Here is a 24,839-nt window from a genome sequence, read left to right as displayed (position 1 = left end):
ACACAGCGTCCACCCACTCTTGTCCGCCGCGCGCGGGTCTACTGGTCGCGGGTGCGACGTTCTTCCGGCAGCTCCGGGGTGATTCGGCGTGCGCTGTGCTCCGGGCTCACACCGTCCCCGGATCGCTCCTCCACAGGATGTCGCGACGCCGCGCGTCCCCATCGACGCCTGCGGCTGCTGGCAAGTCTAGTCCAGGCCGGAAGATGGGGCGCACGCGGCGGGCTGCCGGTACGGAGGACGGGCCCCGATGTCGCGACACGCAACAAATCGGCTTGTGAAGCACCAGAAGCGCGCCTACAGTTCGGGCACGATGCCAACAACGAGGCGATCCCGGGTGATCGCCTCGCTGCGTGGCATTTCGTGCACATCGAGGGGGCTCAGAGATGGCGAGCACGACGAAGACACGCAAGGCGAGCGCTGTCACGCGTGGCGCTGCGGCCATCAAGGTCGCGGCACGCAAGGTCGGCAGCACGGCCAAGAAGGCCGCACCCGCCAAGAAGGCGGCGGCGAAGAAGGCGACGCCGGCTAAGAAGACGGCGGCGAAGAAGGCGACGCCGGCTAAGAAAGCCACGCCGGCGAAGAAGACGGTCGCGAAGAAGGCGACGCCGGCTAAGAAGACGGTCGCGAAGAAGGCGACGTCGGCTAAGAAGGCGGCGGCGAAGAAGGCGACGCCGGCTAAGAAGGCGGCGGCGAAGAAGGCGACGCCGGCTAAGAAGACGGTCGCGAAGAAGGCGACGCCGGCTAAGAAGGCGGCGGCGAAGAAGGCGACGCCCGCTAAGAAGACGGCGGCCAAGAAGGCGACGCCGGCTAAGAAGACGGTCGCCAAGAAGACGGTCGCGAAGAAGGCGACGTCGGCCAAGAAGACGGTCGCGAAGAAGGCGACGCCGGCCAAGAAGGCGGCGGCGAAGAAGGCGACGCCGGCTAAGAAGACAGTCGCGAAGAAGACCACACCAGCCAAGAAGACCGTCACCAAGAAGACGGTCGCGAAGAAGCCCCGAACGACAGGAGCGAAGAAAGCTGTGACGAATCCCACGACGACGGTCGACACGCTGGCCGTCAAGCCCGACGAGGACCCCTGGACGACCGCAGAGATCGCGGAGGTCCGCGCGGAGCTCACCGCAGACCGTACGCGCCTGCTCGACGAGATCGGCATCGCGGAGCGGGGGCTCGCCGACCTGCTCAGCGGCGGGGTCGACGGGGCCGGCAACGACCAGGCGGACGTGGGGTCCAACTCGCTCGAGCGCGACGCCGAGATGTCTCTGGCGGCGAACCACCGAGAGCTCCTCGTCCAGGTCGAGAAGGCGCTCTCGCGGATGGACGCGGGGACCTACGGCAACTGCGAGAACTGCGGGGAGCCGATCGGGAAGATGCGGCTGATGGCGTTCCCGCGTGCGACACTGTGCATGACATGCAAGCAACGCGAGGAACGTCGCTGACCCCCGACGACGACACCAACCCGCCGACGGCACGATCCCGACGGATCGTGCTGTTCGCCGTGGTGGCGGTTGTCGGCTACCTCACCGACCTCATCACCAAGATCCTGGCCGTCGCGCGTCTCGAGGATGCCGACCCGGTCGTCGTCATCCCGCACGTCCTGCACCTGACGTTCGTCCGCAACCCGGGCGCGGCGTTCGGGATGGCGACGGGCTTCACGATCGTGCTCACGGTGATCGCTGTCACCGTCTGCGTGGTCGTCATCCGGATGGCGCGCCAGCTCCGCGACCCCGTGTGGGCCGTGGGGCTCGGCATGCTGCTGGCCGGTGCGCTCGGCAACCTGACCGACCGGATCTTCCGCGAGCCGTCCTTCCTCCAGGGACACGTGGTCGACTTCCTCCAGTTCCCTGACTGGCCGCCCAACTGGCCGGTGTTCAACGTCGCCGACGTGATGATCAACCTGGCGGCTGCGATCATCGTGATCCAGACGGTCCGTGGGGTCGGGCTGGACGGCACGAAGGTGTCCAAGAAGTCGGCTGCCGACCCGGACGCCGCATGACGGCCACGCCCGCGGGCGCGGAGCACCGGACCTACTTCGTCCCTGACGGTCTGGCCGGTGAGCGGGTCGACGCCGCGCTGGCCCGCCTGCTCGGTCTCTCGCGCAGCCGGGTCGCCGACCTCGTCGCCGAGGGCTTCGTCACGGTCGACCACAGTCCGGCCAGCAAGTCGGACCGGGTCGAGGCCGGGGCGTTCCTCGAGGTGACGATCCCGCGGCAGCGCGACGCCACCGAGGTGGTCCCCGAGATCGTGGAGGACCTGCGGATCGTCCACGACGACGGGGAGATCGTCGTCGTCGACAAGCCTGCGGGCGTCGCAGCCCACCCGAGCGTCGGCTGGACCGGGCCCACGGTGGTCGGGCATCTCGCCGGCGCCGGTTTCCGGATCAGCACCTCGGGTGCTCCCGAGCGGCAGGGCATCGTCCAGCGCCTCGACGTCGGCACCAGCGGCCTCATGGTCGTGGCGAAGTCCGAGCACGCCTACACCGTGCTCAAGCGGGCGTTCCGCAACCGCGAGGTCGACAAGACCTACCACGCGTTGGTCCAGGGGCACCCGGATCCGCTGGAGGGCACCATCGACGCGCCCATCGGCCGGCACCCCAAGCACGACTGGAAGTTCGCGGTGATGGCTGACGGCCGCGCCAGCGTGACCCACTACTCGACGCTCGAGGCGCACCGCTTCGCCAGCCTGCTGGAAGTGAAGCTGGAGACCGGCCGGACCCACCAGATCAGGGTCCACATGGCCGCGCTGAAGCACCCCTGCGTCGGCGACCCGCTGTACGGCTCCGACCCGACGCTCACCAAGCGCATCGGTCTCGACCGGCAGTGGCTGCACGCTCACCGGCTCGGGTTCGAGCACCCGCGGTCGCGCGACTGGGTGACGTTCGAGTCGCCGTACCCCGATGATCTCCAGCACGCGCTGGACGTCATCCGGGCCGCCGACTGAGGACCGTCGGCGAGGGGTCGGTGAGCCTGTTTTTTGTGTGGGTCACCGTGATCTAATCTGAACTCCTCTTCCCCTCCCGTACGCGCGCCTGAGGAGGCCCCACCCCCATGTCGAGCGCCGACTCGTTCGTGCACCTCCACGTCCACACCGAGTACTCCATGCTCGACGGCGCGGCGAGACTGACGGAGATGTTCGCCCGTACGGCGGAGCTGGGGATGGACGCCATCGCCATGACCGACCACGGCAACGTGTTCGGCGCGTACGACTTCTACCGCAAGGCCAAGGCAGCGGGCGTCAAGCCGATCATCGGCATGGAGGCCTACCTCACGCCCGACACGCACCGCGGTGAGCGCAAGCGGGTCCAGTGGAACAAGGGCGGCGGCGACGACGTCTCGGGTGGCGGCGCGTTCACGCACATGACGCTGCTCGCCGAGAGCACCGAGGGCATGCACAACCTCTTCCGCCTGTCGTCGCGCTCGTCGCTCGAGGGGTTCTTCTACAAGCCGCGCGCCGACCGTGAGCTCCTCTCCGAGTACGCGAAGGGCATGATCGCGACGACGGGCTGCCCCTCGGGCGAGGTCCAGACGTGGCTCCGGATCGGCGACTACGCGCGAGCGCGGCAGTCGGCGGCGGAGTTCATGGACATCTTCGGACGCGACAGCTTCTTCGTGGAGCTGATGGACCACGGCCTGTCGATCGAGACTCGCGTCCGCGACGACCTGCTACGGCTCGCCAAGGACCTCGATCTGCGCCTGGTCGCCACCAACGACTCCCACTACACGCACCCGGACGACAGCACCGCCCACGAGGCGCTGCTGTGCGTGCAGTCGGGCAAGACCCTGGCCGACCCGACCCGGTTCAAGTTCGACGGCAACGGCTACTACATCAAGTCGCCTGCCGAGATGCGCCAGCTCTGGGAGCAGGACGCCGGCCTCGCAGAGGCGTGCGACACGACGCTCCTGATCGCCGAGCGGTGCGAGGTCGAGTTCACCGAGGGCAACGGCACGTTCATGCCGCGCTTCCCGGTCCCTGACGGCGAGTCCGAGGAGACCTGGTTGCTCAAGGAGGTCGACCGGGGCCTCGCCGAGCGCTACCCGGACGGCATCAGCGAGGACGTCCGCAAGCGCGCCGACTTCGAAGTCGACGTGATCCTCAAGATGGGGTTCGCCGGCTACTTCCTGGTCGTGGCCGACTTCATCAACTGGGCCAAGGAGAACGGCATCCGCGTCGGCCCCGGCCGCGGGTCCGGCGCGGGCTCGATGGTCGCGTACGCGATGCGCATCACCGACCTCGACCCGATCGTCCACGGCCTGATCTTCGAGCGGTTCCTCAACCCCGACCGCGTGTCGATGCCCGACTTCGATGTCGACTTCGACGAGCGCCGGCGCGGTGAGGTCATCCGCTACGTCACCGACAAGTACGGCGACGACCGGGTCTCGCAGATCGTCACCTACGGCACGATCAAGTCCAAGCAGGCCGTCAAGGACGCGTCCCGCGTGCTCGGCTACCCGTTCTCGATGGGGGAGCGGATCACCAAGGCGATGCCGCCGCTGGTGATGGGCAAGGACGTGCCCCTGAAGGAGATCTTCAACGCTGACCACGCCCGCTACAACGAGGGTGGCGAGTTCCGGGCGCTGTACGACACCGACCCCGACGCCAAGAAGGTCGTCGACACCGCGGTCGGCCTCGAGGGCCTGAAGCGCCAGTGGGGCGTCCACGCGGCCGGCGTGATCATGTCCAGCGAGCCTCTGCTCGACATCATCCCGGTGATGAAGCGCGAGCAGGACGGCGCGATCATCACCCAGTTCGACTACCCGACGTGCGAGTCGCTCGGGCTGATCAAGATGGACTTCCTGGGGCTGCGCAACCTCACGGTCCTCGACGACGCGCTCGACAACATCAAGAGCAACCGCGACGAGACCGTGGTGCTGGAGGACCTCGAGCTGTACGACGACGAGACGTTCGCGCTGCTGTCGCGCGGTGACACCCTCGGCGTGTTCCAGCTCGACGGCGGCCCGATGCGCGCACTCCTGCGCAGCATGCGGCCGGACAGCTTCGAGGACATCTCTGCCGTCGGTGCGCTCTACCGGCCGGGCCCGATGGGCGCGGACTCGCACAACAAGTACGCCCGCCGCAAGAACGCCCGCGAGAAGGTCGAGCCGATCCACCCGGACCTCGCCGAGGCCCTCGAGGACATCCTCGGTGAGACGTACGGCCTGATCGTCTACCAAGAGCAGGTCATGGCGATCGCCCAGCAGCTGGCCGGCTACTCGCTCGGACAAGCCGACCTGCTGCGGCGGGCGATGGGCAAGAAGAAGAAGTCCGAGCTGGACAAGCAGTACGAGACGTTCTCGGCCGGCATGAACGAGCGCGGGTTCTCCAGCGCCGCGGTCAAGACGCTGTGGGACATCCTGCTGCCGTTCTCCGACTACGCGTTCAACAAGGCGCACTCCGCCGCGTACGGGGTGGTCTCCTACTGGACCGCCTACCTCAAGGCGCACTTCCCCGCCGAGTACATGGCCGCCCTGCTCACGAGCGTGCGCGGCGACAAGGACAAGTCCGCGATCTACCTCAACGAGTGCCGCCGCATGGGCATCAAGGTGCTGCCGCCGGACGTGAACGAGTCGGAGGCCAACTTCACGGCGGTCGGTCCCGACATCCGCTTCGGCCTGTCGGCGGTGCGCAACGTCGGGCACAACGTCGTCGACGCCGTCGTCGAGGCGCGCACCGAGAAGGAGCCGTTCACCGACTTCGCCGACTTCATGGAGAAGGTCCCGCCGGTGGTGTGCAACAAGCGCGTCATCGAGTCCCTGATCAAGTCGGGCGCGTTCGACTCGCTGAAGCACCACCGCCGCGCGCTCGTCACGATCCACGAGGACGCGGTCGACCAGTACGTCGACCTCAAGCGCAACGAGGCCATCGGTCAGGACTCGCTGTTCGCCGGGCTCGACGACGGCGATGCGGGCTTCGCCGGCACCGCGGTCGTCGTGCCGGACCTCGACGAGTGGGACAAGACGACGCTGCTGGCGCACGAGCGGGAGATGCTCGGCCTGTACGTCTCCGACCATCCGCTCTTCGGGCTCGAGCACGTCCTGCGGGCGGCCAGCGACTGCACCATCGGTGACGTGATCGCCGACGAGGAGCGCCCGGACGGGTCCTCGATCACGGTGGCCGGGCTGGTGACGTCGATCCAGCGCAAGCTCACCAAGAAGGGCGACCCCTGGGCGATCGTGACCGTCGAGGACCTCGAGGGTGCGGTCAACGTGATGCTCTTCCCCTCGGTCTACACGCTGTCGGGCCACCTGCTGGTCGAGGACGCCGTCGTCGTGGTCAAGGGGCGCATCAAGCGCAAGGAGGACACTCCGGAGATCTCGGCGATGGAGCTGACCGCCGCGGATCTCTCCGTCGGCGACGACGGCCCGGTCGTGATCTCGATCCCGACCGCCCGGTGCACGCCGCCCACGCTCGACCAGCTTCGCGACGTCCTCAGCAGTCACCCGGGAGCCACCGAGGTGCACCTGCGGCTGGTCGGCAGCAAGAGCACCAAGCTCATGCGGCTCGATGCCCGGCTCCGGGTGAGCCCGTCCTCGTCGTTGATCGCCGACCTGAAGGCGCTGCTCGGACCGGGGGCGCTCGCGTCATGAGCACCGACGTCCTGCCCGAGCGGCGCACGGGCACCGTGCCACGTCGCGGCAGGCCCGCCATCGTCGTCGGCTTCCTCGTGGCGGGTGTGCTCGCGGGCCTGGCCTGGGCGTGGCTCGCCGACCCGATCCAGTACGTCGTGGTCCGCGTCGGCGACCAGTCCGGCCTGAGCGCCGGCGAGGAGGCGTCGACCGCTCAGTTCGGCGTGATCGTGACCTACACGTGGATCGGCGCGATCGCGGCGGCGCTGTGGGGAGCCGTCGCGACCTGGCGCTGGGGCCGCGACGGGACCACGGTCTCGATCGCGCTGACCGCGCTCGGGGCAGCACTGGGGGCCTTCGTCGCCTGGGGCGTCGGGGTCGTCGCCGGCCCACCGGAGCCCACCGTCGGCGAGCGCGAGGCAGGCGCACTGGTGTCGGCGCAGCTAGAGATCGACGCGTACGGGGTCCTCTTCGTCTGGCCCGTGGCAGCCCTGCTCGCCTTCCTGCTGGTGTGCTGGGCCGTGATGCCGCGCGAGCGCGCGGAGGACGCCGGCGCTGACGAGCACGCCGCGGTCACCGACCCGGCCGACGCCTGACAGCCCGCCGAGCGCCCCGGAGCGCTGCGGGGAGACATCGCAGTTGTCGGGTTCGTCCGGCTGGGGCAGGGTGGAGGCATACCGGGACCCCGCGGGGAAGCAGAGCGCCCGACGCTCGCCCCGTGGTGGCCGGAACACCCACCGTCGAGAGGGGTACGGATGCACTTCCAGTGGTTGACCGCGCAGCTTCCGACTGACGAGATGCTGGCGACCGTCGTCATGGACGCGAGTCGCGACACCGAGAGCGGAGACCGGGCCGTCGCGGCACGATGGTCTGAGCTGCGGCGGTCGCTCGATCGACAGGGCATCACACGCGAGATGGCCGCGGTGCTCGAGGAACAGGCGCTCAAACCGACGCGTGCGTCAGGCCCGCACGGACGACTCATCGTCGCGAGCGCAGAAGGCATCGTCATGGACCGTCTCCTGCTGTTCCCGCCGCGCAAGGACGAGGCCGTTCTGTCGGTCGGCCCCGACGTGTTCGCCCTGGCTCGCGAGGCCGACGACACCGTGCGCTACCTGCTCGCGGTCGTCGACCGTACGGGATCGGACATCACCCTGTACGACTCGACGTCCGGCGCCGTGGGAGGCCAGCCGCACCGCGAGAGCGTCGAGGGTGGCCACGACGTCCTCAACAAGATCCGCGGCGGCGGTCTGTCCCACAAGCGCATCGAGAGCCGCGTGGAGGACTCCTGGGAGCGCAACGCGGAAGCCGTCGCGGGGGAGCTCGACCGCATCGTCGGCGAGCGCAGGCCCGACCTGGTCGTCATCACGGGCGACCTGCGGGCCGTGGCGCTCGTCCAGGGCGCTCTCGGTGCGCAGGCGAAGGACATCACCGAGCACGTGTCCGGCGGCGCCCGCAACAACGGCGTCAACGGGTCGTTCGAGGCACGGGTCGACGACGCGGTCGAGGCCTTCCGGGTCAAGCGGCGCTCGACCGCGGTCGAGCGCTTCCAGCAGGAGCTCGGCCGTGGCGCGATGGCGGTGACCGGGATCGACCGCGTCATCGACGCGCTCCGCAAGTCGCAGGTCGAGGAGCTCGTGATCAGCGACGCGGTCGCCGGACCGGTGAGCTCGCTCGCCGAGACCAAGGTCTGGGTCGGTGACAAGCCGCTCGAGCTGTCGATGCACCGCGACGAGATCCGGAAGCTGTCGTCGGGCGACGCCCGTGCACGCCGCGCCGACCTCGCCCTCGGTACGGCGGCGGCTCAGCAGGACGCAGGCATCACGATCGTCTACGGGGACGCGGTCGACCTGACCGACGGGATCGGCGCTCTGCTGCGCTGGGACCCGGCGAAGCCCTCGGGAGTCGTCGACAACGGCTGACGAGCCTCAGCCTGACGGCGCGGTCGGCTTCTCGAACATCTGCAGGACACCGCCGATGACGAAGCCGACCGCGCCCGCGCAGGTGCCCCAGTTGACGAGGCCCGCGTTGATCTCGGCCGACGTCGTGGGTCGGACGAACGCTGCCAGGCCCGCGAGGAAGAAGAGGACCGATCCGAGCTGGTTGACCGCGACGATCCACCACCCGAGGTCGCCGGGACGCCAGGTCACCCGGCCGTGGCCGATCTCGAGCATCGCCAGGTGCCCGGAGACGAGGAAGCAGACGCACCCGACGATGTCGGGCAACCAGATCCAGCCGTCGGACTGGCGCGGCGTCAGGTCCTGAGCGAACGCGGCCAGCAGCGAGACTGCGAAGAACAGCGTGCCGACGAACAGCACCGCAGCGCTCGCCCAGCCGATGTCCCGGCCGCGCAGGAGCCACCATCTCCAGCCCGGTGAGCTCAGCGACCCGGTCTCGTCGATGACGGTGGGAGCGTTGGTCGCCTGCAGCACCGAGACGTACCCGCCGAGGCTGAAGAAGACCCCGCCGACCAGGTAGACGACGTCGACGGTCCGCGTCGACCCGATCCCGGCCTGCGCGAGGTAGGCACCGACGGCGAAGAGCGAGCCGCCGAGGACGAAGGACACGGCAGCCGTGAGGTTCAGGCGGATCAGCCGCCGGGCGGCGACGGGCTCGGCCTCGACCGCGCCGGCCGGTGCGCCTTCGGCGCTGTGCAGGTGGATGCGGCCGCGGCGCCGGGCCGTACGCGAGTCCCACCGGGCGGTCGTGCCGTCCTGCAGATCCCAGCGGACCTCGGTGGTGAACCAGCCCACCCGCCTGACATGGCGGACGACCCAAGGGCGTGGTCGACGGATCGCGGTGCCCGCCTCGGTCGTGTCCGACACGCGCGGACTCTATCAGCGCCGCAGTGTGTCCGCTGGGAAGCCGAGCGCCGGTCAGGAGCGTCGTACGGCGACCCTAGCGGCGGGCGATCGGGCCGATCGTCGCGCGGGTGAGGGCGACCAGGTCGGCAGGCGCCAGGCCGACGTCGAACCCGCGGCGCCCGCCCGACACGTACACGGTGGGGAGACCGACCGCGCTCTCGTCCACGACGGTCGGGAGGGCCCGCTTCTGGCCGAGCGGCGAGATCCCACCGACGACGTAGCCGGTGACGCGCTCGGCCTGCGCCGGGTCGGCCATCGTGGCCTTCTTCGCACCGGCCGCCTTGGCGAGCGCCTTGAGGTCGAGCTGCGTGTCGACCGGCACCACCCCGACCACGAGCGTCCCGTCGCAGTCGGCGAGCAGCGTCTTGAAGACCGTCTCCGGGCCGACGCCGAGCGCCTCCGCCGCCTCGAGCCCGTACGAGGCCGACCGCGGGTCGTGGGCGTACGGGTGGGCGGTCCACGGGACCCCCGCACGGTCGGCCGCCTGTGTGGCGGGCGTACCGGCGGACTGCTTCTTGGCCAAGGGTTCTCCGGCGGGCTAGTTCGGGGACCAGGACGTACGGGCGACGTCGACCGCGGGCAGGCTGGGCACCGCCCGCATCGCGGAGATCTCCTCGATCATCAGGTGGTGGTAGCGGCGCAGCCGCTCGGCCGCGTCGTCGGCCTCGAGGAGGTCCTGGCGGTCGGGGAGGGTGAGGACAGCGCTGGAGGCCAGCAGGTAGGACAGGTCGACGGGGTCGCCCGGCAGGTCGTCGACGCTTGCGTCCAGCCGGAACCGGTTCAGCTCGGTCCGGTAGACGTCGAACACCGCGTGCGCCTTGTCCGCGGCGACCGCAGCGCCGTCGCCGACGGGCTCGTCGAGGTCCTCGACGTGCCCCCACATGAAGGACCCGCCCGTCACGCTGGCGTCGAGCCGGATGCGGCCGATGGCGTCGACGGTGACGTCGTACTGGCCGTCGTCGTAGCCGGTGACGTCGGTGAGAGCGACCTCCACCCCGACGCGGTGGATCGACTGGACGCCGCTGTCGCCCACCTCGTACCCCTCGCGGATCGAGACGATGCCGAACCGGCGCTCGGTCTCCGGCAGCCCGAGGAGGTAGGCGACGAGATCGCGGTAGCGGTCCTCGAACACGTGCAGCGACACCGTCTGTCCTGGGAGGACGACGCTTCCGAGCGGGAACAACGGAATCTCGCGTGCCACGGCGTCAGCCTAGCCGCGGCGGGTGTCCGAGCCAGGTGCTCACCCGCCGAGCAGGGGGCGTGTCGGGTCGGCGTTCTCCGTAGACTTGCCCCATGATCCGTCGCACCGACCTGCGGGACACCCCCGCAGGGACCAGCCGTGCCCAGTACCGTGCGCTGCTCCCGCGCGCACCGTTCGACGTCGAGGCGGCCGTCGCGGTCGTCCGTCCGATCGTCGACGACGTGCGACACCGGGGTGCGGACGCGGTGCTGGATGCGACCGAGCGGTTCGACCAGGTCCGTCGCGACACCCTCGCGGTGACCGCCGACGAGATCTCCGCGGCCCTCGAGTCGCTGGCTCCCGACGTCCGGGAGGCGCTGGAGGAGTCCATCAGCCGGTTGCGGACGACCTGCGAGGCCGAGCTGGAGAGCGACGTCGTCACCGAGGTCGCGCCCGGGGCCCGGGTCGAGCGCCGGATCGTGCCGGTGGGTCGTGTCGGCCTCTACGTTCCCGGCGGGCTCGCGCCGCTGGTGTCGAGCGTCATCATGAACACCGTCCCGGCCCAGGTCGCCGGCGTGCGGTCGCTGGCGCTGGCGACGCCGCCGCAGCGCGAGTTCGGCGGTGCCCCGCACCCCACGGTCCTCGCCGCGTGCGCCCTGCTCGGGGTCGAGGAGGTGTACGCGGTCGGCGGCGCGCAGGCAATCGCGATGTTCGCCTACGGCGCGGGACCGTGCGAGCCGGTCGACCTCGTCACGGGCCCCGGCAACATCTACGTGGTCGCAGCGAAGCGGCTCGTCCAGAGCGTCACCGGCATCGACTCCGAGGCCGGCCCGACCGAGATCGCGATCCTCGCCGACGAGACCGCCGACCCGGCGTTCGTCGCCGCCGACCTCATCAGCCAGGCGGAGCACGACCCGCTGGCCGCGGCGGTGCTCGTCACGCCGAGCACCGCGCTCGCCGAGGCTGTCGACGCCGAGCTGGCCCGCCAGGTCCCGTCGGCCAAGCACGACGAGCGCATCGGCATCGCGCTGACCTCCGAGCAGTCGGCCACGGTCCTCGTCCGCGACGTCGAGCAGGGCCTCGACGTCGTCAACGCGTACGCCGCCGAGCACCTCGAGATCCACACCGCCGACGCCGCCGCGGTCGCGGCCCGGGTCGAGAACGCCGGCGCCGTGTTCGTCGGCAGCTGGGCGCCGGTCTCGCTCGGCGACTACACGGCGGGCTCCAACCACGTCCTCCCGACCGCAGGCTGTGCGTGCCACTCGTCGGGCCTGTCGGTGCGGTCGTTCTGCAAGAGCATGCAGGTCGTCACCTACGACGAGGCGGCGCTGCGCGAGGTCGGACCGAAGGTCGTGGTCCTCGCCGAGGCCGAGGACCTGCCGTCGCACGGCGCAGCGGTCTCGGTCCGTCTCGACACCCCCGAGGGGAGCCTCTCGTGACCCTTCCCGCCTGGGTGCCGATCCGCGACGACCTGCGCCCGTACGAGCCGTACGGCGCGCCGCAGCTCGACGTGCCGGTGCAGCTGAACGTCAACGAGAACCCGTACGGCCCCTCCAAGGCGACCGCGGACGACATCGCGGAGTCGCTGCGGATCGCCGCGACCGACCTCAACCGCTACCCCGACCGGGAGGCGTGGGCGCTGCGGACGGCGCTGGCGTCGTACCTCGGTCACGGCCTCGGACCCGACGCCGTCTGGCTCGCGAACGGCTCCAACGAGGTCATGCAGCAGATCCTGCAGGCCTTCGGCGGCCCCGGTCGTACGGCGGCGTCGTTCACGCCGACGTACTCGATGTACCCCGAGTATGCCCGCAACACGCACACCCGCTGGATCACCGGCCGGCGCGCCGACGACTTCACGTTCGACGTCGACGCGGCGCTGGCGCTGATCGCTGCGGAACAGCCTGACGTCGTCCTGCTGGCCTCCCCGAACAACCCGACGGGGGAGTCGCTGAGCCTCGAGTCCGTGCGCGCCGTGTGCGACGCGGCGCCGGGGATCGTGGTCCTCGACGAGGCGTACGCGGAGTTCCGTCGCCCCGGCACACCCACCGCGCTGTCGGTGCTGGAGGACTACCCGCGGCTGATCGTCACCCGCACGATGAGCAAGGCGTTCGCGTTCGCGGGGGGCCGTCTCGGCTACCTCGCTGCCGACCCGGCGATCGTGGACGCGCTGCGGATCGTCCGCCTCCCGTACCACGTCTCGACCGTCACCCAGACGGTCGCGCTGGCCGCGCTGCGCCACGCCGACGAGATGCTGGCCCGCGTCGCGGAGCTGCGCGCGACCCGCGACGAGACGGCGCAGTGGCTTCGCGAGCAGGGTTTCCAGGTGGTCGACTCCGACGCGAACTTCGTCCTGTTCGGCACGTTCGCCGACCGCCACGCGGTGTGGCAGGCGGTGCTCGACCACGGGGTGCTGATCCGTGAGACGGGGCCCGACGGTTGGCTGCGCGTGAGCGTGGGCACGCCCGAGGAGATGGGCGCGTTCCGTGACGCGCTCACCGCGGTCGTCGCGACCGCCCGACAGGCTCAGGACGGCGGCAGTGCGACCGAGCGTACGCCCAACGAGGAGGAGCAGGCATGACGACGATCGAGACCATCGGCCCGCGTCGCGCGCGCGTCGAGCGCAAGACGTCGGAGTCGCACGTACGCGTGGAGGTCGACCTCGACGGCACCGGCGCGCACGACATCTCCACCGGCGTCGGGTTCTACGACCACATGCTGACCGCGCTGTCGCGACACTCGCTGATCGACCTCACCGTCCGCTCCGAGGGTGACCTCCACATCGACGCGCACCACACCGTCGAGGACACGGCGATCTGCATCGGTGAGGCGATCCGGGCAGCGCTCGGCGACAAGGCAGGGATCCGGCGGTACGGCGATGCGCTGGTGCCGCTCGACGAGGCGCTCGCGCAGGCGGTCGTCGACGTGTCCGGCCGCCCGTACTTCGTCCACACCGGCGAGCCCGACTCGCAGGTGACGGTCGTGATCGGCGGCCAGTACAGCGGCTCCCTGACCCAGCACGTGCTCGAGTCGCTCGCGCACCACGCCGGGCTGACCATGCACGTCACGCTGCTGTCGGGGCGCGACCCGCACCACATCGCCGAGGCCCAGTACAAGGCCGTCGCGCGAGCGCTCCGCCAGGCGGTGGCCATCGACCCGCGCGAGACGGGCGTCCCGAGCACCAAGGGCGCGCTGTAGTGGCGCCGGGCGTCGCCGTCCTCGACTACGGGTCCGGCAACCTCCGCTCGGCCGTGCGCGCGCTGGAGCGGGCTGGTGCGGACGTGACGCTCACGTCGGACTTCGACACCGCCCTGGGGGCCGACGGGCTCGTCGTGCCCGGCGTCGGCGCGTACGCGGCGTGCATGCAGGGCCTGCGGTCGGTGCGCGGCGAGTGGGTGATCGGGCGTCGTCTCGCCGGTGGTCGTCCCGTGCTCGGGATCTGCGTGGGGATGCAGATCCTCTTCGAGACGGGCATCGAGCACGGCGTGACCACCCCGGGGTGCGGGGAGTGGCCGGGGACGGTCGAGCGCATCGAGGCCGACATCGTGCCTCACATGGGCTGGAACACCGTCGACGTCGCGGACGGCTCCACGCTGTTCGACGGGATCGATGACGAGCGCTTCTACTTCGTCCACTCTTACGGCGTACGCCGGTGGGAGCTCGAGGAGCCCAACCCGGCCATGCCGGCGCGGGTCACCTGGACGTCGTACGCCGGCGACCGCTTCGTCGCTGCGGTCGAGAACGGCCCGCTGTCGGCGACGCAGTTCCATCCGGAGAAGTCCGGGGACGCCGGCGCAGCGCTCCTGCGCAACTGGGTGACGTCGCTGTCCTGACGTTCCCCGAGCCGATGTGATCGGGATGCACGAAACCCTGTCGGGGCCTGCGTCCCGTCCGTAGCCTCGCGGGCATGTCGCCCGACTCGCCCCCGTCCTCGTACGCCCGCCGCGACGTCATCCGGCTCGGAGCCGGCGCGGCCGCCGCCCTTGTCGCTGCTCGCACGCTCGGCAGCACCGCGGCCGCGGCGCCGGTGCTCCCCGCGCCTCCCGTGGCGCCGGTAGCGACCGGCCCGATCCTGAAGGCGCTGCCGCCGGAGTGGTTCATCACGCACGGGACGAACGCCGAGATGCGGTGGGACTCGGTCGACCCGCGCCGCTACCTGACGGCGCCCGAGCGGCTGTTCGTCCGCAACCACACGACGACACCGACGATCGACCCCGCGACGTACACGCTGCGGGTCCACGGCGACGGCCTCGCCGATCCTCGTACGCCCGACCGAGCGCACGTCCTGACCTATCGCGACCTGCTTCGCCTCCCGTCTCGCACGGTCACGACCGTGCTGGAGTGCACGGGCAACGGCCGGAGCTTCTTCGCCAGCCAGCAGGGCACGCCGGCGAGCGGGACGCCGTGGCAGCTGGGTGCGGTGGGCACGGTGCGCTGGACCGGCGTCCCGCTCGCCACCGTGCTCCGCCGTCTCGGCGTGCGCCGCGATGCCGTCGACGTGCAGGCGGCCGGGCTGGACGCGTCGTTCGTCAGCGGGGGAGTCGACTACGGCCGTGTGCGCCGACCGTTCCCGATCTCGAAGGCGCTGGACGACGCCCTGCTCGTGTACGCGATGAACGGTCGCGCGCTGCTGCCCGACCACGGCTTCCCCGTGCGGCTCCTCCTGCCGGGGTGGGTCGGCATCGCCAACATCAAGTGGCTCGGTGAGCTCGAGGTCTCGCGAGGGCCGCTCACGTCGCCGTGGAACACGAAGTGGTACCGGTTCACCGGCCCCGCGTACCCAGCTGACTCGCCGCCGCTGACCGTCCTGCCGGTGAAGTCCGCGTTCGAGCTCGCCCGCGGTGCCGTGCTGCCGACGCGCCGCCGTACGGTCCTCACGGGCCGTTCCTGGTCGGGAGCCGCCCCGGTCGTGCGCGTCGATGTGAGCACCGACGGTGGAGCGTCGTGGGACCGGGCGCGGATCACCCGCCACGCCCGCGGCGGTGGCTGGGCGCAGTGGGCGTACCCGTGGCGTCCCCGGAGCTCGGGCGAGCACGTCCTTCTCGCTCGCGCCACGGACCGCGCAGGCCGTACGCAACCGGCGACCGTGCCGTTCAACGACAACGGCTACCTGTTCTCGGCGGTCGTCCAGCACCCGGTCTCCGTCGCGTAGCCGACCCGCCGCGACCCAGCGGGCGGGCCGCGGTCCGGGGTGTGGGCAGGCGGTCCGCTGTCGGCGGGGGTCAGTACGATCGAGGACGTGACCACGCTCGAGCTCCTCCCCGCCGTCGACGTCATCGAGGGACAGGCCGTCCAGCTCGTCCAGGGGGTGGCCGGCTCGGAGAAGACGTTCGGCGATGCCCTCGAGGCGGCGCTCCGATGGCAGGAGGGCGGCTCGGAGTGGCTGCACCTCGTGGACCTCGACGCGGCGTTCGGTCGCGGATCCAACGCCGAGCTCCTCGCGCAGATCGTGGCCTCCGTCGACATGAAGGTCGAGATGTCGGGCGGCATCCGTGACGACGCCTCTCTCGACCGCGCGATGGCCGCCGGCTGTCGCCGCGTCAACATCGGCACCGCCGCGCTGGAGAACCCCGACTGGTGCGCCAAGGCCATCGCGACGTACGGCGACCGGGTGGCCGTCGGCCTCGACGTCCGCGGCCGCACCCTCGCCGCGCGCGGGTGGACCCGCGAGGGCGGCGACCTGTACGAGGTGCTGGCGCGGCTCGACTCCGAGGGCTGCGCACGCTACGTCGTCACCGACGTCAACAAGGACGGCATGCTCCAAGGCCCGAACCTCGACCTGCTGCGCGAGGTGTGCGCCGCGACCGACCGTCCCGTCGTCGCTTCCGGCGGCGTCACGACGCTCGACGACCTGCGCGCGATCGCGGGGCTCGTCGACGCCGGCGTCGAGGGCGCCATCATCGGCACCGCCCTGTACGCCGGCAACTTCACGCTCCCGCAGGCCATCGCCGCGGTCGCCGAGGCAGCCGGGGGCAACGCCTCGTGACCCTGGCTGTCCGGGTCATCCCGTGCCTCGACGTCGACGCCGGTCGGGTCGTCAAGGGCGTCAACTTCGTCGACCTGCGTGACGCTGGCGACCCGGTCGAGATGGCGCGCGTGTACGACGCGGAGGGCGCCGACGAGCTGACCTTCCTCGACATCACCGCGTCGTCGGACGCGCGCGCCACGACGTACGACGTCGTCTCCACGACCGCCGAGCAGGTCTTCATCCCGCTCACCGTCGGTGGCGGCATCCGGACCGTCGACGACGTCGACCGCCTCCTGCGGGCCGGCGCCGACAAGGTCGGCGTCAACACGGCTGCGCTCCAGCGCCCGGAACTGATCGCGGAGATCGCGGAGCGCTTCGGCAACCAGGTCCTGGTGCTGAGCGTCGATGCCCGTCGCGCCGACGACCAGCCCTCTGGGTTCGAGGTGACCACCCACGGCGGGCGTCGATCCGCCGGTCGTGACGCCATCGCCTGGGTCCGCACCGCGACGGAGCTCGGCATCGGCGAGGTGCTCCTCAACTCGATGGACGCCGACGGCACGCGCGACGGCTTCGACCTCGCGATGATCCGGGCGGCTCGCGCGGTCACCCACGTGCCGCTGATCGCGAGCGGGGGCGCGGGCACGCCGCAGCACTTCTGCGACGCCGTCGACGCGGGCGCCGACGCGCTCCTCGCTGCGAGCGTCTTCCACTTCGGCGTCCTCACCGTCGGTGACGTGAAGGAGGCGCTGCGCGCCGCAGGGCACGTCGTGCGGGCGACGAGCGCACGGTGAGCGCGGTCCGTCCGACCCGCAGCATCACGCGTCGAGGCTTCGGCATCGTCGGCACGGGCGTCGCCCAGGAGAAGCGTCGCTTCACCCTGGCCGTGGTCGGCTCGATCGTCTACGGCGCGATGACCGTGGCAGACGCCTGGGTCCTCGGCTGGGCCACCGACCACGTCGTCGTCCCGTCGTTCCGTGACGGCGAGGTCGCCAAGGGTGCGGCCGTCGTCGCCTTCCTCCTCTTCATGTCGGTCGCCCTCCTGCGTGCGTGGGGCGTGATCGTGCGCCGCCTCATCGGCGGCATCGTCTACTACCGGCTCGTCGCGTCGTACCGCCGCCAGGTCACGCGCCGCTACCTCGCCCTGCCGATGCGGTGGCACTCCCAGCACCCGACCGGTCAGCTCCTCTCGAACGCGAACGCCGACGTCGAGGCCACCTGGTCGGTGATGATGCCGCTGCCGATGGCCGTCGGCGTGGTCGCGATGCTGGTGACTGCGGTGATCGCCATGCTCACCGCCGACGTCGTCCTGACCCTCGTCGGCCTCGTGGTGTTCCCGCTGCTCTTCGTGATCAACGTCGGCTACCAGCGGCTCCTCTCGCCCCGCGTCACCCGTGCCCAGGAGCTGCGCGGCCGCGTCAGCGCGGTCGCGCACGAGTCGTTCGACGGCGCGCTGGTCGTCAAGACCCTCGGTCGCGAGGAGGAGGAGACCGCCCGCTTCACTGCGGTGGCGGAGGAGCTGCGCGACGCGAACGTCGCTGCCGGCCGCGTCCGGTCGGTGTTCGACCCCATCATCGAGATGCTTCCCAACCTCGGTGTCCTCATCGTCGTCGTGCTGGGCGTCGAGCGCGCCCTGGCAGGCGACATCGACGCCGGGGCCGTGGTCCAGGTCGCCTACCTGTTCACCGTCGTCGGGTTCCCCGTGCGTGCGTTCGGGTGGGTGCTCGGCGAGCTCCCGCGCACGGTCGTCGGCTGGGACCGCATCCAGGCCGTGCTGACGGCGACCGGTGACATGCCGTACGGGCGCGAGTCCCTGCCGGGCGAGGGCGCGGTGCGCGTCGACGTGGAGGGCGTCGCGTACGCGTACGTGCCGGGCCGTCCGGTCCTCGACGACCTCGACTTCACGCTGCGGCCCGGGACCGTGACCGCCGTCGTCGGTCTCACCGGCTCCGGCAAGAGCACCCTCGCGTCGCTGCTCGACCGTCTCGTCGACCCGGACGCGGGCTCGATCCGCCTCGACGGGGTCGATGTCCGTTCGCTCGGGCACGAGGCGCTCGCCGACGTCGTCGCGCTGGTGCCGCAGCACACCTTCATCTTCGACGACACCGTCCGCGACAACATCACGCTCGGGGCCGACGTCGACGACGCCCGGTTGCGGCAGGTGCTCGACCTGACGCAGGCGAGCGGGTTCGTCGACGCGCTCCCGGACGGCACCTCGACGCAGCTGGGCGAGCGTGGCACGACCCTGTCGGGCGGCCAGCGTCAACGGCTCGCCCTCGCCCGTGCGCTGGTGCGCGACCCGCGGCTGCTGATCCTCGACGACGCCACGAGCGCCCTCGACCCCGACGTCGAGCGGCGCATCCTGACCGCGCTGGCGAGCTCGACCGCAGCGGGCGACGGGCCGACGGTGTTCGTCGTCGCGTACCGCAAGGCCACGATCGCGCTCGCTGACGAGGTGCTGTTCCTGCGGGGCGGCCGGATCGCCGACCGCGGCACGCACGCCGAGCTGGTGGAGCGGTCACCCGAGTACGCCGACATCGTGCAGGCCTACGACCGGACCCGGGAGGCGCCGTGAGCATCGGCCGATCGGCCCCCACGCCCCAGGCCGTGCCGGGTCTGGACGCTCCCCGCGAGGGCGGCATCGCCGTGCTCCGGCGCGGCTTTGCTCTGTCGCCCTCGCTGTCTCGCGGGCTCCCGCTGACGTTGCTGCTGGCGGCGCTGAGCACGGTCGGCAGCGCCGTCGTCCCGATCGTGGTCCAGGTGGCGATCGACCGCGGGCTGGCCGCCGACGGCGGACCGGACGAGGGCGTCGTCCTGCGGTGGAGCGGCGTCGCGGCGCTCGTCGTCCTGCTGACCGGGCTGTGCGCGTGGGCGATGAAGGTGCGGCTGTTCACCGCGAGCGAGCGAGGCCTCGCCGACCTGCGCGTCAAGGCCTTCCGTCATGTGCACGACCTGTCGGTCCTCACCCAGAACCGCGAGCGCCGCGGGGCGCTGGTCTCCCGCGTCACCTCCGACATCGACCAGGTCTCGCTGTTCCTCCAGTTCAACGGGATCACGTTCGTCACCAGCATCGGGCAGGTGCTGGTCGCGACCGTGGTCATGCTGTTCTACAGCTGGCAGCTCACCGTGGTGGTGTGGGTGTGCTTCCTGCCGCTGGTGATCACCCTGGTCGTCCTGCAGGGCCACATGTCGCGGGCGTACGACACGGTCCGCGCGACGGTCGGGGGCATGCTCGGCGTGATCGCCGAGCCGGTCGTGGGCGCCTCGGTCGTCCGCTCGTACGCCGTGGAGCACCGCACGCAGCGGCGCATCGACGACGCGATCGACGTCAACCTCCGGGCCAACGTCAAGGCGCAGCGCATCGTGGCAGGCACGTTCGCCTCGGCCGGTGTGGCCAGCGGCCTCGCGAACGCCGCCGTGATCGTGGTCGGGGTGATGCTCGGTGTCGCCGGCGACCTGACGCTCGGCGGCGTCGTCGCGTTCGCGTTCCTCGTGTCGCTCTTCGTCGGTCCTGTCCAGTCGGCGACGCAGGTCCTCACCGACGCCCAGAACGCGATCTCGTCGTGGCGCCGCGTGATCGAGATCCTCGACACGCCGGCCGACGTCCGTGACCCCGGCGCCGGGGCGGTGCCGCTCCCGAAGGGGGCGCTGGAGGTCGCGTTCGACCACGTCCGGTTCGCCTACCCGGGCGGGCCCGACGTCCTGCACGACGTCGACCTCACCATCCCGGCGCGCCAACGCGTCGCGGTGGTGGGGGAGACCGGGTCGGGCAAGAGCACGTTCGCCAAGCTCCTCACGCGGCTCTCCGATCCGAGCGCCGGCACGGTCGCCCTCGACGGGGTGGACCTGCGCGAGGTCGGGTTCGCCGATCTGCGCGCCCGGGTCGTGATGGTGCCGCAGGAGGGCTTCCTCTTCGACGCCTCGCTGGCCGACAACCTGCGCTACGGCGACCTGTCCGCCTCGCGCGACCAGATGCGGGCGGCGTTCACGGCGCTCGGGATCGACGACTGGTACGCAACCCTTCCGGACGGCCTCGACACCGAGGTCGGGCAGCGCGGCGAGTCCCTGTCCGCAGGGGAGCGGCAGCTGGTGTCGCTGGTGCGGGCCTATCTCGCGGACCCGGACCTGCTGGTCCTCGATGAGGCGACGAGCGCGGTCGACCCGCAGACCGAGATGCGCGCCTCGCGTGCGCTCGAGCACCTCCTCGCCGGGCGCACCTCCGTCGTCATCGCGCACCGTCTCTCCACCGCCGAGGGCGCCGACCGCGTCCTCGTCTTCGACACGGGCCGGCTCGTCGAGGACGGGCCGCACGAAGCGCTCGTGGCCCAGGACGGCGCGTACGCCCGCCTGCACGCGTCCTGGATCGCGCAGGCCCACCTGGGGATCGACGCCGCCCGTACGGTCGACGGTCTCGACGACGCGGCTGGCGTCGCCTGGGAGAATGAACGACGTGACTGACTCCGCACGCCTCGATCCCGCGATCGCGGCCCGCCTCAAGCGCGACGCCGACGGCCTCGTGCCCGCCGTCGTCCAGGAGGCCGACACGCACGAGGTGCTGATGGTCGGCTGGATGGACGACGAGGCGCTCCGCCGTACGCTCACCACGCGCCGCTCGACGTTCTGGAGCCGCAGCCGCCACGAGTACTGGGTCAAGGGCGTGACCTCGGGCAACGTCCAGCACGTCCGCGAAGTTCGCCTCGACTGCGACGGAGACACCCTGCTGGTCAAGGTCGCGCAGACCGGTCCTGCCTGTCACACGGGTGCTCGCACCTGCTTCGACGCCGACGTCCTGCTCGAGCCGGACCAGTGACCTCGCGCGGCTACGGCACGACGGTCCTGCTGGGTGTCGCCGGTGCAGGAGCGGCGTTCTTCGCTGCCTCGCAGCCGTGGGCGAGGGTCACCGTCGAGACGCAGGGGCTCGCTCGCGACGCCGTCGCAGTGAGCGGCAACGACGCTCTGCCGGTGGTCGGCGGGCTCGCGCTCGTCGCGCTCGCGGGCTCCGTCGCCGTCCTGGCGACCGCGGGCAGGATCCGGACCGCGGTCGGCGTGATCGTGACGCTCGCGTCGCTCGGCGCGATGATCGCCGTGCTGACCGGCTCCGACGCGCTGCACGACGCGCTCGTCGTGTCCCTCGCAGACTCGCCGGCGATGTCCGGCGACGCTGCCCTGCAGGAGTCGCTGGCCGACGACGCGACCGGGACGATGTGGCGATGGGCGACCCTCGTCGCGCTCGCGCTCCCGGCGCTCGCCGGGCTCGCCGTCGTCCGCTGGGGCCGCGAGTGGCCGTCGATGGGGCGGCGCTACGACTCGGTCGGTCAGCAGAAGGCCGAGACCGACGACGATCCGTGGAAGGCACTCGACCGCGGTGAGGACCCGACCGTCTAGGCTGGGCTCGTCCCCTCCCGCTCGTCCGCGAGCTCGCCTCGAGCACGCTCGCGCTTCGAGGCACGACACGCCCTAGAGAGGTTTGCACGATGCATGGTTCCTCCCCGGCCGCTTGGACGGCAGTCGTCATCTGCCTGATCGGCTTCACCGTCGGCGGTGTCGCGCTGCTGATGGGCCCCGCCTGGGTGCTGTTCTGGATCGGCGTCGCGCTCACCCTCGGCTCGGCCGTGGTCGCCAAGGTGATGTCGGCGGCGGGTCTCGGCGCCAAGGCGCACTGAATCCGTCAGACTGCGCTCCGTAGGCGTTGAACGCACTGCGCCCTCGGGCGTGGTGACGAAGGGAGCACACGATGTCCGACCAGCCGCCGTACCCGCCGCAGCAGCCGCAGCAGCCGCAGCAGCCGCCGTACGGTCAGCAGCCGCCGTACGGTCAGCAGCCGCCGCCGGGCTATGGCCAGCAGCCGCCGTACCCGCCGCAGCAGCCGCCGTACGGTCAGCCGCCGCAGTACGGCCAGTACGGCGGCGGCGGTTATGCCCCGATCCCGGAGTACCAGCCACCGACCCCGTACGCCGGCTGGTGGTCGCGTGTCGGCGCGCTCATCATCGACGGCCTGATCGGCACCCTCGTCGCGGTGATCCCGGCCATCATCGGGGCCGTCATGCTCGGCACCTCCGTCGAGACCCAGACGGACCCCTTCGGCACGTCCGAGAGCGAGGTCACCAACGAGGGCGTCTTCGCGTTCGGGATCATCCTCGTGATCCTCGCCGTGGTCGTCGCCCTCGCGTTCCAGATCTGGAACCAGGGCATCCGCCAGGGCAAGGGCGGTCAGAGCCTCGGCAAGCAGATCCTCGGGATCACGGTCATCGAGATGAGCACCGGCCAGCCGCAGGGCGCAGGCAAGGGCGTGCTGCGCTGGCTGCTCTACTACGTGCTCTCCAGCATCTGCTTCCTGGACCTGCTGTGGCCGCTGTGGGACAAGAAGCACCAGACGTGGCACGACATGCTCGTGTCCTCGGTGGTCGTGAAGGCGTGACTGCCACCGCCGGTCCCCGCTCGGCCACCTCGACGTGGCGCGCTCTCCGTGCGCCGCTCGCGGTGGGCGCGGCGGGGGTCGGTCTCGCGGCCTTGCTGCACTTCCGTGACCCGAACCTCTCCGGCAGCTACGGGCTCTGCCCGTTCGCCGCCCTCACCGGGCTCGACTGCCCCGGCTGCGGTGGGTTGCGCGCGGTGCACGCGCTCACCGACCTCCAGCTCGGCGTCGCCTTGTCGAGCAACGTGCTCGCGGTCGCGCTGGTCGCGGCGCTCGCCGTCGCGTACGTCGCCTGGATCCCGCGCAGGCTCGCCGATCCGCAGGCACGCATGATCGTGCTCTCCACCCGGACCGGCTTGGCGCTCCTTGCGGTCATGGGCGTGTTCTGGATCGTCCGCAACACTCCGTGGGGTGCCTGGCTCGGCTCATGAGCGGCCGCCGGCGCCAGCCGTCAGCTCTCGGCGAGCATGACCAGGACGGCGTAGCCGACGACGGCGAGAACGCTGAGGACGGCCGAGATGATGCCGAGGATGATCCCGGTCATGGCGAGTCCCTCGCCGCCGAGGCCGCCCTGGGAGGCGGCGATCTCCTTCTTGGCGAGGACACCCAGGAGGATGCCCACGATGCCGAACACTCCACAGCACGCCAGGCCGAGGATGCCGGTCACGAGCGCCCAGGTCGCCAGCGCCGAGGTGGGGGGCGGGGCGTACGGGTAGCCGTGCGGAGGATACGGCGAGTACGGCGGCTGTGGTGCGCCGTAGCCGTCGGACGGTTGTGAGGGGTCGAAGTCGTAGGGGCCAGGCGGCGGGGGAGTGCTCACAGCAGCCTCTCGGTCGGGGCGCCGCACGATGCCGCTGCCGCGCAGCGAGCATCCTGCCCTACCGCGAGGCCGATCAGGGGGCGGTGACCTCGCGCACAGCGGGCTGGATACTCTGGTGGGAAAGGTCGGTTACCTCGGGGATCATGCTCCGGCGACCACGGGTGGGAAGGTAGGTCCGGCGATGTCCGTTCTCGACGACATCATCGCGGGAGTCCTCGAGGACCTCGAGTCTCGGATGGCGACCGTGCCCTTGGCGGATCTCAAGGAGCGCGCAGGCCGGCAGGATCCCGCGCTCGACCCGATGCCGACCTTCCGTGCCGATGGTGTCTCGGTCATCGCCGAGGTCAAGCGTGCCAGCCCGTCCAAGGGATCGCTCGCGGCCATCAAGGACCCTGCCGCGCTGGCGGTCGACTACGCGGCAGGAGGTGCTGCGGCGATCTCGGTGCTCACCGAGCAGCGTCGGTTCTCCGGCAGCCTCGACGACCTCCGCGCCGTCCGCGGCCAGGTCGCCTGCCCCGTGCTCCGCAAGGACTTCATCACCACCTCCTACCAGCTGTGGGAGGCTCGCGCGGCCGGCGCCGACATGGCCCTCCTGATCGTCGCCGCGCTGGACCAGTCGGCGCTCGAGTCGCTGATCGAGCGGGCTCGCTCGATCGGTCTCACCCCGCTGGTCGAGGTGCACGACGAGGAGGAGGTCGAGCGTGCGGTCGCCGCCGGCGCCGACCTCGTCGGGGTCAACGCCCGCAACCTCAAGACGCTCGAGATCGACCGTACGACGTTCTCGCGGCTTGCTCCCCTCATCCCTGACACGGTCGTCAAGGTCGCCGAGTCCGGTGTGCGCGACACGAAGGACGTCATCGAGTACGCACGCTCCGGCGCCCAGGTCGTCCTGGTGGGGGAGACGCTCGTGACCGGAGGCAACCCCCGCTCGACGGTGGCCGACCTGGTCGCGGCGGGGTCGCACCCCGCTCTGCAGCACCGATGGTGACCGGACCCGCTCCGGCCCCCATCGCCCGTCGCACTGTGTGTTGACGCCACCTG

At 71.1% G+C, this 24,839-nt stretch carries 25 protein-coding genes; 21 read left to right on the top strand and 4 right to left on the bottom strand.

The genetic code is table 11. The features are described from left to right. The first annotated feature begins 383 nt into the window (after positions 1-383). The 6 genes from GH747_RS22415 (at position 384) to GH747_RS07580 (ending at position 8,479) form a co-directional block, all read left to right on the top strand. Positions 384-1,436 carry a TraR/DksA family transcriptional regulator gene (locus GH747_RS22415; protein WP_149768982.1) on the top strand — a complete coding sequence of 351 codons (1,053 nt, stop codon included), beginning with the start codon at positions 384-386 and terminating at the stop codon, positions 1,434-1,436. Further along, the gene (gene lspA, locus GH747_RS07600) at positions 1,409-1,993 is read left to right on the top strand and encodes a signal peptidase II (protein WP_149768981.1); all 585 of its coding nucleotides are present in this window, start codon (positions 1,409-1,411) and stop codon (positions 1,991-1,993) included. The genes GH747_RS22415 and lspA overlap by 28 nt, the downstream gene beginning before the upstream one ends. Further along, positions 1,990-2,937 carry an RluA family pseudouridine synthase gene (locus GH747_RS07595; protein WP_149768980.1) on the top strand — a complete coding sequence of 316 codons (948 nt, stop codon included), beginning with the start codon at positions 1,990-1,992 and terminating at the stop codon, positions 2,935-2,937. Before lspA ends, GH747_RS07595 begins: the two co-directional genes overlap by 4 nt. A 107-nt stretch (positions 2,938-3,044) precedes the next feature. Then, positions 3,045-6,581, top strand: coding sequence for a DNA polymerase III subunit alpha (gene dnaE, locus GH747_RS07590; RefSeq protein ID WP_149768979.1), 3,537 nt, complete (start codon positions 3,045-3,047; stop codon positions 6,579-6,581). After that, positions 6,578-7,156 carry a hypothetical protein gene (locus GH747_RS07585; protein WP_149768978.1) on the top strand — a complete coding sequence of 193 codons (579 nt, stop codon included), beginning with the start codon at positions 6,578-6,580 and terminating at the stop codon, positions 7,154-7,156. Before dnaE ends, GH747_RS07585 begins: the two co-directional genes overlap by 4 nt. A gap of 159 nt (positions 7,157-7,315) precedes the next feature. Continuing rightward, positions 7,316-8,479: a baeRF2 domain-containing protein gene (locus GH747_RS07580; protein ID WP_149768977.1), complete on the top strand. Its 1,164-nt coding sequence runs from the start codon at positions 7,316-7,318 to the stop codon at positions 8,477-8,479. Between the two features lie 6 nt (positions 8,480-8,485). On the opposite strand, the gene GH747_RS07575 is transcribed toward GH747_RS07580, so the two are convergent. From GH747_RS07575 to GH747_RS07565, 3 genes are all read right to left on the bottom strand, one after another. Further along, positions 8,486-9,382 carry a hypothetical protein gene (locus GH747_RS07575; RefSeq protein ID WP_205602844.1) on the bottom strand — a complete coding sequence of 299 codons (897 nt, stop codon included), beginning with the start codon at positions 9,380-9,382 and terminating at the stop codon, positions 8,486-8,488. 73 nt (positions 9,383-9,455) lie between these two features. Then, on the bottom strand, positions 9,456-9,944 hold the full coding sequence (ybaK, locus tag GH747_RS07570; protein ID WP_149768976.1) for a Cys-tRNA(Pro) deacylase: 489 nt from the start codon (positions 9,942-9,944) through the stop codon (positions 9,456-9,458). 15 nt (positions 9,945-9,959) lie between these two features. After that, complete coding sequence (locus GH747_RS07565; RefSeq protein ID WP_149768975.1) at positions 9,960-10,622, bottom strand: LON peptidase substrate-binding domain-containing protein; 663 nt, start codon at positions 10,620-10,622, stop codon at positions 9,960-9,962. Between the two features lie 92 nt (positions 10,623-10,714). On the opposite strand from GH747_RS07565, the gene hisD reads away from it, so the two are divergent. From hisD to GH747_RS07495, 14 genes are all read left to right on the top strand, one after another. Next, a complete protein-coding gene (gene hisD / locus GH747_RS07560; RefSeq protein WP_149768974.1) occupies positions 10,715-12,040 on the top strand; it encodes a histidinol dehydrogenase in 1,326 nt (441 codons plus the stop codon). Continuing rightward, a complete protein-coding gene (locus GH747_RS07555; RefSeq protein ID WP_228552822.1) occupies positions 12,037-13,179 on the top strand; it encodes a histidinol-phosphate transaminase in 1,143 nt (380 codons plus the stop codon). Before hisD ends, GH747_RS07555 begins: the two co-directional genes overlap by 4 nt. Next, positions 13,176-13,796 carry an imidazoleglycerol-phosphate dehydratase HisB gene (gene hisB / locus GH747_RS07550; RefSeq protein ID WP_149768973.1) on the top strand — a complete coding sequence of 207 codons (621 nt, stop codon included), beginning with the start codon at positions 13,176-13,178 and terminating at the stop codon, positions 13,794-13,796. Before GH747_RS07555 ends, hisB begins: the two co-directional genes overlap by 4 nt. After that, complete coding sequence (hisH, locus tag GH747_RS07545; protein WP_149768972.1) at positions 13,796-14,431, top strand: imidazole glycerol phosphate synthase subunit HisH; 636 nt, start codon at positions 13,796-13,798, stop codon at positions 14,429-14,431. The genes hisB and hisH overlap by 1 nt, the downstream gene beginning before the upstream one ends. Before the next feature lie 74 nt (positions 14,432-14,505). Then, complete coding sequence (locus GH747_RS07540; RefSeq protein WP_149768971.1) at positions 14,506-15,750, top strand: sulfite oxidase; 1,245 nt, start codon at positions 14,506-14,508, stop codon at positions 15,748-15,750. 87 nt (positions 15,751-15,837) lie between these two features. Continuing rightward, positions 15,838-16,584 (top strand): bifunctional 1-(5-phosphoribosyl)-5-((5-phosphoribosylamino)methylideneamino)imidazole-4-carboxamide isomerase/phosphoribosylanthranilate isomerase PriA, encoded by a 747-nt coding sequence (gene priA, locus GH747_RS07535; protein WP_149768970.1) that lies wholly within the window; start codon positions 15,838-15,840, stop codon positions 16,582-16,584. Beyond that, positions 16,581-17,357: an imidazole glycerol phosphate synthase subunit HisF gene (gene hisF / locus GH747_RS07530; RefSeq protein ID WP_149768969.1), complete on the top strand. Its 777-nt coding sequence runs from the start codon at positions 16,581-16,583 to the stop codon at positions 17,355-17,357. Before priA ends, hisF begins: the two co-directional genes overlap by 4 nt. Beyond that, complete coding sequence (locus GH747_RS07525; RefSeq protein ID WP_149768968.1) at positions 17,354-19,138, top strand: ABC transporter ATP-binding protein; 1,785 nt, start codon at positions 17,354-17,356, stop codon at positions 19,136-19,138. The genes hisF and GH747_RS07525 overlap by 4 nt, the downstream gene beginning before the upstream one ends. After that, positions 19,135-21,021: an ABC transporter ATP-binding protein gene (locus GH747_RS07520; protein ID WP_323740627.1), complete on the top strand. Its 1,887-nt coding sequence runs from the start codon at positions 19,135-19,137 to the stop codon at positions 21,019-21,021. Before GH747_RS07525 ends, GH747_RS07520 begins: the two co-directional genes overlap by 4 nt. Continuing rightward, on the top strand, positions 21,005-21,373 hold the full coding sequence (gene hisI, locus GH747_RS07515; RefSeq protein ID WP_149768967.1) for a phosphoribosyl-AMP cyclohydrolase: 369 nt from the start codon (positions 21,005-21,007) through the stop codon (positions 21,371-21,373). Before GH747_RS07520 ends, hisI begins: the two co-directional genes overlap by 17 nt. Then, a complete protein-coding gene (locus GH747_RS07510) occupies positions 21,370-21,948 on the top strand; it encodes a Trp biosynthesis-associated membrane protein (RefSeq protein ID WP_163695381.1) in 579 nt (192 codons plus the stop codon). Before hisI ends, GH747_RS07510 begins: the two co-directional genes overlap by 4 nt. An 89-nt stretch (positions 21,949-22,037) precedes the next feature. Next, positions 22,038-22,226, top strand: coding sequence for an HGxxPAAW family protein (locus GH747_RS07505; RefSeq protein ID WP_149768965.1), 189 nt, complete (start codon positions 22,038-22,040; stop codon positions 22,224-22,226). 71 nt (positions 22,227-22,297) lie between these two features. After that, positions 22,298-22,981 (top strand): RDD family protein, encoded by a 684-nt coding sequence (locus GH747_RS07500; RefSeq protein WP_149768964.1) that lies wholly within the window; start codon positions 22,298-22,300, stop codon positions 22,979-22,981. Then, positions 22,978-23,409 (top strand): DUF2752 domain-containing protein, encoded by a 432-nt coding sequence (locus GH747_RS07495; protein ID WP_149768963.1) that lies wholly within the window; start codon positions 22,978-22,980, stop codon positions 23,407-23,409. The genes GH747_RS07500 and GH747_RS07495 overlap by 4 nt, the downstream gene beginning before the upstream one ends. Positions 23,410-23,429: 20 nt before the next feature. Here GH747_RS07495 and GH747_RS07490 read toward each other — a convergent pair whose 3' ends face one another. Further along, a complete protein-coding gene (locus tag GH747_RS07490) occupies positions 23,430-23,798 on the bottom strand; it encodes a DUF4190 domain-containing protein (protein ID WP_163695378.1) in 369 nt (122 codons plus the stop codon). 181 nt (positions 23,799-23,979) lie between these two features. Here GH747_RS07490 and trpC point away from each other — a divergent pair, with 181 nt between their 5' ends. Next, positions 23,980-24,786 carry an indole-3-glycerol phosphate synthase TrpC gene (trpC, locus tag GH747_RS07485; RefSeq protein WP_149768961.1) on the top strand — a complete coding sequence of 269 codons (807 nt, stop codon included), beginning with the start codon at positions 23,980-23,982 and terminating at the stop codon, positions 24,784-24,786. Positions 24,787-24,839 lie beyond the last annotated feature (53 nt).

It is taken from the genome of Mumia xiangluensis (assembly GCF_010994095.1).
GTDB classification, from domain to species: Bacteria; Actinomycetota; Actinomycetes; order Propionibacteriales; family Nocardioidaceae; genus Mumia; species Mumia xiangluensis.
This window is presented reverse-complemented; position numbering and strand designations above follow the sequence as displayed.

Coding starts and splice junctions, on each gene's coding strand:
- hisI (WP_149768967.1), top strand. CDS start 21,005: ATGAACGACGTGACTGACTCCGCACGCCTCGATCCCGCGATCGCGGCC.
- hisB (WP_149768973.1), top strand. CDS start 13,176: ATGACGACGATCGAGACCATCGGCCCGCGTCGCGCGCGCGTCGAGCGC.
- trpC (WP_149768961.1), top strand. CDS start 23,980: ATGTCCGTTCTCGACGACATCATCGCGGGAGTCCTCGAGGACCTCGAG.
- GH747_RS07595 (WP_149768980.1), top strand. CDS start 1,990: ATGACGGCCACGCCCGCGGGCGCGGAGCACCGGACCTACTTCGTCCCT.
- hisD (WP_149768974.1), top strand. CDS start 10,715: ATGATCCGTCGCACCGACCTGCGGGACACCCCCGCAGGGACCAGCCGT.
- GH747_RS22415 (WP_149768982.1), top strand. CDS start 384: ATGGCGAGCACGACGAAGACACGCAAGGCGAGCGCTGTCACGCGTGGC.
- GH747_RS07505 (WP_149768965.1), top strand. CDS start 22,038: ATGCATGGTTCCTCCCCGGCCGCTTGGACGGCAGTCGTCATCTGCCTG.
- GH747_RS07580 (WP_149768977.1), top strand. CDS start 7,316: ATGCACTTCCAGTGGTTGACCGCGCAGCTTCCGACTGACGAGATGCTG.
- lspA (WP_149768981.1), top strand. CDS start 1,409: ATGCAAGCAACGCGAGGAACGTCGCTGACCCCCGACGACGACACCAAC.
- dnaE (WP_149768979.1), top strand. CDS start 3,045: ATGTCGAGCGCCGACTCGTTCGTGCACCTCCACGTCCACACCGAGTAC.
- GH747_RS07540 (WP_149768971.1), top strand. CDS start 14,506: ATGTCGCCCGACTCGCCCCCGTCCTCGTACGCCCGCCGCGACGTCATC.
- GH747_RS07585 (WP_149768978.1), top strand. CDS start 6,578: ATGAGCACCGACGTCCTGCCCGAGCGGCGCACGGGCACCGTGCCACGT.
- GH747_RS07500 (WP_149768964.1), top strand. CDS start 22,298: ATGTCCGACCAGCCGCCGTACCCGCCGCAGCAGCCGCAGCAGCCGCAG.